Annotated in this window: 11 protein-coding genes; 9 read left to right on the top strand and 2 right to left on the bottom strand. The window is 37.4% G+C overall.

All coding sequences use genetic code 11. The annotated features are described in order from the left end of the window. Positions 1–257: 257 nt before the first annotated feature. Entirely contained in the window at positions 258–3,089 is a 2,832-nt protein-coding gene (locus K9N40_11955) for a HEAT repeat domain-containing protein (protein MCF7815182.1), read from the bottom strand. Between the two features lie 226 nt (positions 3,090–3,315). On the opposite strand from K9N40_11955, the gene K9N40_11960 reads away from it, so the two are divergent. After that, positions 3,316–3,978, top strand: a complete 663-nt coding sequence (locus K9N40_11960) for a CoA pyrophosphatase (GenBank protein ID MCF7815183.1) — start codon at positions 3,316–3,318, stop codon at positions 3,976–3,978. Here K9N40_11960 and K9N40_11965 read toward each other — a convergent pair. Beyond that, a complete protein-coding gene (locus K9N40_11965; GenBank protein ID MCF7815184.1) occupies positions 3,971–4,900 on the bottom strand; it encodes a DMT family transporter in 930 nt (309 codons plus the stop codon). The two genes, K9N40_11960 and K9N40_11965, sit on opposite strands and share 8 nt — an antisense overlap. 133 nt (positions 4,901–5,033) lie before the next feature. On the opposite strand from K9N40_11965, the gene K9N40_11970 reads away from it, so the two are divergent. The 8 genes from K9N40_11970 to K9N40_12005 form a co-directional block, all read left to right on the top strand. Next, positions 5,034–5,507: a ferritin family protein gene (locus K9N40_11970; GenBank protein ID MCF7815185.1), complete on the top strand. Its 474-nt coding sequence runs from the start codon at positions 5,034–5,036 to the stop codon at positions 5,505–5,507. A 24-nt stretch (positions 5,508–5,531) separates the two neighbouring features. After that, on the top strand, positions 5,532–6,083 hold the full coding sequence (locus tag K9N40_11975; protein MCF7815186.1) for a chalcone isomerase family protein: 552 nt from the start codon (positions 5,532–5,534) through the stop codon (positions 6,081–6,083). A 2-nt stretch (positions 6,084–6,085) separates the two neighbouring features. Beyond that, positions 6,086–6,262: a hypothetical protein gene (locus K9N40_11980; GenBank protein ID MCF7815187.1), complete on the top strand. Its 177-nt coding sequence runs from the start codon at positions 6,086–6,088 to the stop codon at positions 6,260–6,262. A 22-nt stretch (positions 6,263–6,284) separates the two neighbouring features. After that, positions 6,285–7,028, top strand: coding sequence for a protein phosphatase 2C domain-containing protein (locus K9N40_11985; GenBank protein MCF7815188.1), 744 nt, complete (start codon positions 6,285–6,287; stop codon positions 7,026–7,028). An 8-nt stretch (positions 7,029–7,036) separates the two neighbouring features. After that, positions 7,037–7,423 carry a hypothetical protein gene (locus tag K9N40_11990; protein ID MCF7815189.1) on the top strand — a complete coding sequence of 129 codons (387 nt, stop codon included), beginning with the start codon at positions 7,037–7,039 and terminating at the stop codon, positions 7,421–7,423. Positions 7,424–7,435: 12 nt separating this feature from the next. Beyond that, positions 7,436–8,098, top strand: coding sequence for a dienelactone hydrolase family protein (locus K9N40_11995; GenBank protein MCF7815190.1), 663 nt, complete (start codon positions 7,436–7,438; stop codon positions 8,096–8,098). A gap of 79 nt (positions 8,099–8,177) precedes the next feature. Continuing rightward, a complete protein-coding gene (locus K9N40_12000) occupies positions 8,178–8,624 on the top strand; it encodes a divergent PAP2 family protein (protein ID MCF7815191.1) in 447 nt (148 codons plus the stop codon). 168 nt (positions 8,625–8,792) lie between these two features. After that, the coding region (locus tag K9N40_12005) for a heparinase II/III-family protein (protein MCF7815192.1) at positions 8,793–10,855 on the top strand (2,063 nt) is incomplete at its 3' end.

Genomic DNA, 10,855 nt, shown 5'->3' on the forward strand with positions numbered 1-10,855 from the left:
GTTTGCACAAATGATAAACCATTGAAATGGTTACTACAAAAGGCTTTGTTTGCTTTTCCCATGAATAACCCAGTGAAATTGAATTGATTTCACAGGTTAAAAATTCATGGGCTTGAAAAAAATGAAATTATTGTGTTTTCTTTGATTACTGAAAAATAAATATTTTTCGGGGGATGCGTACTCGTCTTTTTACTTTGACACTTCTTCGCTTACTCGCTTTTCCGCTTTGTCTCCCGCAGGCCCCGGTGTAGTTCTGACTATTTCTCTTTTACTTCGTAGCCGCATTCTTCCAAAATCGCTCTTACGTAGGGAGAGAACTCACTTTCCAATTTCATCTCTACCCATTTTCTCTGTAATTCACCACCGTTCTGCCAAAGTGCACTTAGAGCTTCTGCTCGAATAAGTTCATTATCACTGATCGCCATTTTTTCAAGTTGGTTCATAATTTCGAATCTCTGCTTTTCATAGTCTATAGTGGTGCTGTCGGCAGTTACTCGAAGATAAGTGGAAATTGCTTTTAATGTTATTTCCGGATATTTGGTTTTGGTTTTATGGTATTGGTTTAAAAGTAATTTTGCAGTTTCTGGAGTTTTGTAACTTTTTAAAGAATTCAAGGCTGCTGAACGGACTGTGAAAATTTCATCATCAAGAGCTGAGATTAGTGTGGAAACAGCTGTTTCATCTTTCAATTTACTGATCGCACCGACTACTGTCAGTCGGCAGAGTTCATCTTCATCGTCGATAAATTTGATAATCTCTGTAGTCGCGGTTTTATCGCCAATGTTGCCCAAAGCTCCGATGATCGAGCGTCGCAGATCGAAGTATTTTTTTTTGGAAAGCATCTCCATCAAAGGTCCTACAGCTTCTTTGAATTTAGTTGTTCCCAAAAATCGGATTGCATTTTTTTGAATTCTCTCATTTTCATCATAGATTTTTTCCAGCAGCAGAGGTGCAATAGAATCGGGATAAGTTTTCACGATCGTATCGATAAGGCGTAATTCCAGGCTGGAATCCGTTCCCAGTTTATTTTCGCAAATGTATTCCACTCCCTTTATTCCTTTGGCTTTATAGGCTTCGATAGCTCTGGCTACTTTCTGCCGGTTCGAACCAACCTGCCACAAGGATGCTTCTGTAAATAATTCTTCTGCAGTTTTCAAGGAATCTTCCACTGTTAAAACTATCTCTTCAATCGGTTCTTCATTAATGCTGGCAATCACATTTCGATCCAGATCAAGTCCGATGCCCCAATCGTTGAAAGTCCAGAGTTTACCATTATCTGCCAGGCTATTGCGAGAATATCTGTCTCTTCCTTCCAAATCCAGGAAAATACCGCAACCGGCAAAACCTCTTCCCCAGCGCACCGAGCCGAAACTGTGATCTTCCCAGGTGGAATACATATCATCGCCCAGTTTGTCGATAAACAGCGCAAAAGAATTAGTGAGAGCTACTCCATATCCACCGGAAACTGTGTAATAATCATTTCCTGTTTCATCAACCAGCATTCCCACAGAAAGATCGTGAGCAGTTCCTCCGATCACTCCGTTCCGGCTGTGATATTGATCATCGCCACCTTGATCCCATAATGCTCCAACCGCCAGATGAATTCCAGCTCCCTGACCGTATTGAGCTGCATTATAACTGTCATTTCCTCCGCCATCGATCAGCATTCCCAAGGAATACCAGTAAGCCGAACCTTCGCAGAAAACTTCGCCTTCGTAAAAATCATTTCCACTTTTATCGTAAAGCACACCAATTCCACCACCTGCTCGTGGACGCCAGCCCATGCCGAATCCGTGACTGAAAGATTGATAATCATCTGGTAAAAGAGGAGCATGTAAATAGGCACCTCCGGTGCGATAAGTGTCATCTCCACCGCTATCCTGCAATAATCCATAACCAAAAACCGAACCCATTCCCTGCGCCCAGATCTTAGCAAAATACCTGTCGTCACCTTCACCATGATCCATCAAAATACCGATTCCTACATTTCCTGCTGCTTCACCAAAAACTCCGCAGCGATAATCGTCTTTTCCATCAGCATCATATAAAATTCCAGTTCCAAAAATACCAACTCCCTGAGAATAATCCGCTCCGTGGTAAATATCGTCGCCTTCGTCATCTATCAGAATTCCACAACCCAAAAATCCAGCTCCCTGATTTACAGCCTTTTCACCCTCGAAATAAACATCATTTCCACCGTAATCGATAACAGCAGAAAAAGGATTTCCCAGCTCACCCAAAGCTCCGCCGGCGCGGCAGCGATAAGTATCATTTCCGCCCAGATCGATAATTACAGCATAATCATAACTATAAACATTATCGCCTTTTCCACCGATGATAATATCACCAAAATCTGTGTGCCAATGAGCCAGCATTTCTCCCTGCATTCCCGCTAAAACATGATTGGGAGTAACAAGTTCTTCCTTTTCCCAATCTGTATTTTGATAAATCTCCCAGATAATTCCGGCAAAGATCATTCCGGCAGTATTTAGCGAAGTTCGATCTATTTTTTTGATAATGTTCAAAAGGTCATCTTTATCCACAACTCTGGAAGTATCGGCTTCTGCATTAAACTCTCTCTGCCAACTTCCTGCCAAATCTTCAATTCGAGGATCGTTTTCATCTGCCCACAAACCGGGAGTACTCATGATCAGATCGTGCAATTCCCATTCATCCAGATTAAGTAGCGCTTTTTCTCGATATTTTTCTGCTTCGATCATTGCATTTTCCAATAATTCAAATACATTTCCTGGATTTTCAATTTCCACATCCCCAAGTTCAACATCTAACTGTTTGGATGCAAACTCAAGAAATTTGATTGGATCTTCCCAGCTTTCATCTGCAATATTAACCGTTTCTTCCACGTATTCCGGCAAATCCAGCGGATTATCCAGAAGATGATCGATCACTTTCAATTTGAATGTATCATCTTTTACCCAGGCTTTTTCAAAGCCAAGTTCAGAAGGGTCTAAATGCAAATATGTAAGGCAACTATCCAAAGCGGAAACACTGAGTGAATCGAGCATTTCGGCTTGAAGGAAGAAGTTAACAACAAATAACAACGAGCAAAAGATTAATATACTTTTCATTTATACCTCTTTGTCATACTGAGCGATGTTGAAGAAAAAGTATCAATTAATCTTCCCATATCCTTCGATAAACTCAGGATGACTTTCTTTTTTTTCTAAAATAAAATTCAAAACAATATACGATCAATATGATCGCTTAACGTTTTCGAGAAAGATAATGAAAAATTATTCGTCAAATAAAAAACTATTTCTTGGCTTATTAATCTGTGAAATTATTCTATCATACATGAAAAATGAATTGAATGAAATTGTAAAAGATCTTCCTTCTAAACCGGAAATTATGGGTAGCAGAAACCTTCAAATTTCTGCAGTTCTGGTACCTTTTATCAGAATCAATGATGAATATCAACTTCTCTTTGAAAAACGCGCTGATCATATTCGACAAGGAAGTGAAATATCCTTTCCCGGAGGAGGATTCGAAGCGGAATATGATACAAACTTTCAGGATACAGCGATTCGAGAAACCTGTGAAGAATTGGGAATTGAACCAGAAAACATTAGAGTTTACAAACCATTCGAAACGGTTGTTGTTCCGCATGGAAAGATAATTTATTCCTTCAAAGGAGAAATCGATTCTGCAGTTTTAGATTCGATGAAGCCAAATCATGAAGTGCAATATGCTTTTACAGTTCCCTTAAAATGTTTTCTGGAAAATGAACCGGAAATCTATCAGGCAAGATCTCAGATATTTTCTTTTAAAATCGATTCTTACGGTAATGAAAAGATACTTTTTCCGGCAGAAGAACTTGGCATTCCAAACAAATACCAAAAAGCCTGGGGAAAAAGACTTTATCCTATCTACGTTTACCGTGTACAAAATGAAGTGATCTGGGGAATTACCGGACAGATAATTTTTGAATTGATGCAGAAATTGAGAAAAGCTATTTAATTGATTTCTTCTCTTTTTTCAATTTCCTGTATTTTCTATATTGAGGAATTTGGGAAATAAACAAACCACAAATCACGATCAGAATTCCTAAAACTTTTAGTAATGGAAGTGGATCATTCAAAACTATATAAGCTATCACAGCCGTAAAAACGGGAATCAGATTAGCAAATATATTCGTATTGATCAGTCCGATCCGGCGAATAGCAAAAGTAATGAAAATAAATGATAAAGTTGAAGGCATCGTTCCCAGTTTTATAATGTTTGTAATAGCTTCAACATTGTGGTGTATTGTCATAAAATATTTACCTTCTGCAAAGATAAAGATAGGAATGAAATAGAGAAGTCCGATCATATTTTGGTATTTCACGATCGTTAATGATGAATATTCACTCGAAATTGATTTGAGAGTAAGTCCATAAACAATCGCTGAAGCAACAGCTCCGAACATCAAAATAATTCCCGGAATAGAATTCGTTCCCGATCCATCGCTGCGAACTACCATCGTTACACCCACAAATGAAAGTAATAATCCAAAAGCTACCCAGTAACCAAAATATTCACGGGAAATAAAATGGGTGAAAATCGGTGTGAATACTGGAATAGTGGAAACAATGATCGAAGCTGTGGTTGCTGTAACCATCGTAAGACCTACACTTTCACAAAAGAAATAGAGAAAAGGCTGCAGCAGTGCAAGCAGAAAAAAATGCTTCCAATGGCCTGATTGAATTTTCTGATGTTTTTTTGCTAAACTCATCAGGAAAGAAAGAAATAACGTGGCAACAACCAGCCGCAAAGTAATGATAGTGATAGGACCGTAAACAACATTAACCTGCTTGAACCAGACATAACTATAGCCCCAAAACAGCGAAGCAAACGTCGCTGCCAGGTAAACTATCATCTTTCCTGCTTTAAATTTTTCCATGAAGGCGAACAAATTATTGCGCAAAATTTTGTCAATTTGATCGTTCAAACAGCTGTTGAATTTTGAGTTATAATAAAATTCTTGCCATCAATCTTTGTAAATTAAATTATCGTGCAGATGATCGGGAGGTAAGATGGAAAGCAGAAAAGAAGTTTATCAACTTGTAATTCAAGAAGAAATCAAAGCACAGAATCTCTACAAAACCTTAGCCAAAGCGTTGAATAAGACAGATTCGGAAGATATCTTTGAAAAGTTGATAAAAATAGAGAAAATCCACGAAGAAAAAATTATTGAGCTCTTTAACAATGAATTCCCTCAGCAGGAATTGAATATCGACAGAAATTTAACACCAAAAGTTGAAAATGATATTGATCTGGAATCACCGGAAAAGGCACTCAGATTTGCAATATCCAAAGAAGAAGATGCACAGCAGATCTATTTGGAACTGGCTTCCGGGGCCGAAAATCTTAAAAACAAAGAACTTTTTGAGAAGTTTGCTGCTGACGAAAGAAATCATAAAAAATTATTGGAAGATGAGATCAGCCGGCTGGGTGGCTTGATGACCTGGTTCGATGAATCTGAATTGAATGGCTTGATGGAATATTAGAAAACACTAAAAGGAGAGAATAAAATGAAAAAAATCAGCTTAATTTTGTTGATTGTAATGCTTGGTTCCACTTGCATCTGGGCACTCAAAATTGGTAGAAAAATACTTCCCGACACAATGAAAGCAGGTGATATTGAGCTACTTTTAAATGGTGCAGGATTACGTAAGAAATTTATTATCAAAGTATATGCAGGAGCACTTTATCTTCCTGCCAAAAACAGCAATGCAGCACAGATTGCAGCTGCCGATGAGCCGATGGCGATAAAGATGCATTTCATTTATAAAGCTGTTGATCCCGATAAACTGATCGAAGCCTGGAATACAGGCTTTGCCAAAAGCGATATATCGAACCTGCAAACCGAGATTAACACGTTCAATTCCTATTTTAACAAGGATGCTGTAGAAGACGATGTTTATGATATTATTTATCTACCAGGTGAAGGAACATCATTATTCATTAACCATGAACTGAAAGGCACAATTGCAGGCTTGGAATTCAAAACCGCTCTCTTCAACATCTGGCTTTCGGATAATACTGAACTTCCAAAACTGCGCGATGCTATGCTGGGGAATTAGATTTGAAGAATAAATTGATAAAATGCCGAAATTGCGGCAAAATGGTTGGTTCCAAGGCCAAGCGCTGTAAACATTGCGGTACAATGTTGCGAATGCCGATTGCAGGATCGATCATCATTATTGTAATCGTTCTTTTCATAGTTGCTATGTTTTTGATCGGTTATTTAGAATCTGGATAAAACTATTCAGAAGGAGGAAAAAATGAATTTAGAATATTCTTTTTTATGTAAAAAAGGTATGAAACGCTCCAAAAATCAGGATTCATATTTTGTTCCTTCCAAAGCACATAACACATCTGAAAAAGGAATGTTGTTTGCCATAGCAGATGGCGTTGGTGGATATGCAGCAGGAGATGTTGCAAGTAGTATCTGTTGTGAAATGCTGGGAAGAGATTTTTACGCAGAATCAGAGATAGATTCTATTCCCCACTGGTTGAATGATGAGATCATCAAGATAAATTCCCGAATCCTGGAAATGGGCAAGCAGGAAGAAACAAAAAGATTGGCTACGACAGTAGTAAGCCTGCTTATCAAAGATGAACTTGCTTATTTGAACAACGTGGGAGATAGTAGAATTTATCGCTACAAAAAAGATAAACTTTGCCAGGTCACTGAAGACCATTCTGTAGTTTGGGAATATTACATTCGCAACATTATCACCAAAGATGAAATCATCGAAAGCAGGAATAAACATCTTCTCACAGAAGCGATCGGTCTTAATCGCTATCCTCGTATAAATAGCTATTTTCTTGCACTTCCCAGGGAGTTTTGTTTTCTACTCTGTTCTGATGGTCTTACCGATGTTGTTACCGATGGACAGATCGAAAATGTTATGCAAGAATATTTTGAAGATTTGGATAAATGCACCAAAAAACTGTATAAACTTGCTATCGAAAATGGTTCTCGTGACGATGTAACAATTATAATTGTAAGAAATAAAAATTAGAGGAGATTATGAAATATTTATTTACCTTCTTATTGATTATTACCTTAGCTTTTTTAGCAGCAGAAAATTTTGACTTTACTACGATCAACATAGATTCTTTGAACGCCGTTGCTACTCAAGCTTATCATGATGGGGAATATCAAAAAGCTGCTGATCTTTACATTCAATATATGCAATATGATATAAAAAACGGCAGCGTATGCTACAATCTGGCTTGTTGTTATGGATTATTGGCAAACGATTCTCTGGCAACAAAATATTTAAGATATGCCTACGATAATGGCTTTACCAATATTGAACATATCAAGAACGATCCTGATTTCGAAAAAGTTCGGGAATCTGAAATTTTTTCCAAATTAATTAAGAAATTGGATAAAGGAACTAAAGAGCCCTGAAACGAAAAAACTATTACCCTGGAAGGGCAATATCTTATCACCAGTAAAATCCGCTTCCCCGAAAATTGCAGTAAATATGATCCTTTACCACTGCTTGTTGCTTTACATGGCTTTGGTGATGATCATGAAAACTTTAAAAGACTTTTTGATGAACAAAACGACATGATAGTGGTTATTCCTGAAGCACCATACCCATTTTCGGTGGGAAAAGATATTGGTTTTAGCTGGACTGCCATGGCAAATGTAAAAGAAGATCTTGGAAAAGATTCCATGTTGCTGGATTCTGAAAATATTAGGAATATCATCGAGTATATGAAAGATAAATATAACATTACAAAAGTATATCTTTTGGGATTTTCTCAAGGAGCAGGATTAAGTTATATTGCTGGAATCAAGAATTATGACATCATCGATGGAATTGCACCATTTGGCGGATGGTTCGATGAAGAATACATAACAAGAGCTCATTTGAAATTTGCCAAAGAAAATCTGGATATTTTTATTGCACATGGAATTAATGATAACGTTATTCCTTTGGAATCTGCAGAGGGAGCTTTTAATAATTTAACCGAGAAAGGTTACAACGTTCATCTGGAGAAGTTTGAAGGAGCTCATCAAGTGCCTGCAAATGCACAAAAAGCAGCATTGGAATGGCTGAAGGATCAGAATAAATAGTAATCAAAGAATCATAAACATTTGACATTTGATCTATGCTTGAATTGCTTTGCGCCAATGAAATTAGTTGGAGTTGTAAATGTATAATGGAATATTATTTGGAAATAAAATCGCAGATATTGTTTTTGTTGCTCTCTTCTCGGCTCAAGCTCTCAAAGTTATCATTTCGCTTTTCACCGAAAAGAAAGTAAATTTTCGTCGTTTTTTAGATACAGGCAGCATGCCAAGTTCTCATACTTCATCGGTTGTATCACTCACTACTGCAATTGCAATTAAGGAAGGATTGGATTCCACCTTATTCATTCTGAGTTTAGTTTTTGCTGTGGTGGTAATGTATGATGCAACAGGTGTTCGCAGAGCAGCAGGAAAACAAGCTGCAGTTCTTAATAAAATTGTAGAAAATGTTCGCAAAAAAGAAGGTCATTCCATCATAGAAGAAAACTTGAAAGAACTTTTAGGTCACACTCCTATAGAAGTTTTTGGGGGAGCAATTTTGGGAGTAGTTGTTGCCTTCCTTATGAGCTGAAAAATCTTGAAAACGCAGAAGCTGAAATTCGGATTAACCCTGATTCTGATTTCAGCATTTTTTTTTAATTTAACAGCAACTGAAGAACCAATTTTTAAACAGATAGGTTCAGAATTTTTATCCGGCCTTTTGAAAGCCAATTTTAGGGAAGTACCTTTAGATCAACTAATGGCATTGAATCGAATTGCAATAGAAGAAATAAAATTCCCCGCCGAAATTTCTCATCCGTGTCTGCTTTTCAATTCAGCGCAAATAAAAGAAATAAGATCACGCAGATTTAAACAGCCTTATGATGAATGGTATGACAATATCATCACCACAGCGCTTTCATATAATTTTGATTCGAGCTCTTCATTTCTATCTGAGATCAAACGCAGCAGAATTGCCAAAATGAATGCTTTCTCCTGGTTTTTATCGGGCAACAGAAACTATCTGAAAGAAACCAGACTTGCCTTATCAAGTATCTCGGAAATTCGACCGCCAACAACTGGAGAAGGAGGAAATCCGGGAGAAGGTTGGGGCGACTGGATGGAAGCGGCAGAAGCATTGAAGAATTTTGCCATTGCCTACGATCTCATCTTTCCAGAACTTAACAGGCAGGAACAAGCTTACATTGAAAAAAGAATGTCAGACAAAATTGCTCAGATCCATAAATATTATCTTCATTTTCCAGATAAAATCGAAGCAAAAGAATTTGCTTTTGGCCTGGGTATTCCCAAGAATAATCACATTATCCAAATTTCATCTGATATTGCAGCTGCAACTTTAGTTCTAAATGTTCCCAAAGCAAAAAAATGGTTCGATAATTCTATAACTGAATTGCAAACAGGTCTTTCTAATATTATGAAGGATGGAACTTACAAGGAAGGACCCTATTATGCACGTTTCATAAATTATCACCTCTTCCCTTTCTTTTTCTATATTTCCAACATTTGTAATAACAATCTTTCTGATAATCCCAGAATTCAAAAATTGAATGACTGGCTGCTAAATATGGAAATGCCGGATGGCAGTTTGCCGCTTGTGGATGACTCTTTTGATGAGAATCTGCTTTATCTTCCCATAGGAATTGGCCTGGCTCCGCAAAGCAGAGAAATGCGATATGTATTTCAGAAAACCAAATCAAGATTCAAAAAAACTGACACAAACTGGGTTGAAGCATTCTGCGCCTATCAAAATAACCTTCGAAGCAGAAAACCAGATTACCAGCACTTTTATCCTGATGGTGGCTATGCTATTTTTCGAGGAAAAGATGAAATAGTCGGTACTCTGGTTTCAGAACCGGATCGAAACTCAATATCTTATCACGATCATATCGAATCGACAGCCTTCACCTGCTTCGCCTATGATCATCATTTTCTTATCGATAGTGGATACGGTCCCAAAGGTGTAAACGATAAAAACAGGAATTGGTTTACATCTGCTCGTGCTCATAATATTCCACTTATAAACGGATCAGGGCCCGATCAGAATCCTGTGTGGGGAGATGATATTACAAGCCAGGCTGCAAATAGTTTCAGCATGAAGAATCTTACTTCATCAACTGTGATAACAAACTATCAGGAAACTGACGTTCACAGGAATGTTTGGCTGGTAAATGAAGATTTCTTTGTAGTTTATGATCGACTGAGATCAGATGAAAAGCAGCGTTTCAGTATTCCCTGGCATGGAAAAGGTGATTTCACAAAATCAAAAAATAATAAAGTAGCCTGGAAGCAAAGTGATGCAGAGCTAAGAGCAGAATTTCTCTCAATTTCTGAAAAACCGATTTCGTTAAAAGATAGGATTGGCTTAAATTCTTTTGCAGATGATAATGATCATCATATTGCACAAATCTACTTTCCTACCAATTATAGTGCTGAACTTGTTTCCATCTTCATTCCAGAAAAAACGGAAAACCCCGAAATTTTAATTAAGGAACTGTCCGTTAATTCAAATGGTAAAATTGAAGCCAGAACCATCGAAAACTTCAATTCGGGTGATCTGGTAAAGGTGATCATAGCAGAAAGCAATTGGCGATGTGCCGATATAGAAAGTGATGCAAAATGTGCGATTATTCAGGAAAATTGTTTCTCTAAAATTTTCAGTTTGAAATCAGTAACTTATTTGAAAATTGCTGATGAAACGATTTTCGAAGCAGATCAGGAAATAGATTTAACATTCAATTTTGCTAACAGTTACGGATATTTGGAAACAGGTGGAAATAATATTGATATAAAATTCCATCAAAT

Source organism: Candidatus Cloacimonadota bacterium, from assembly GCA_021734245.1.
GTDB lineage: Bacteria > Cloacimonadota > Cloacimonadia > Cloacimonadales > TCS61 > B137-G9.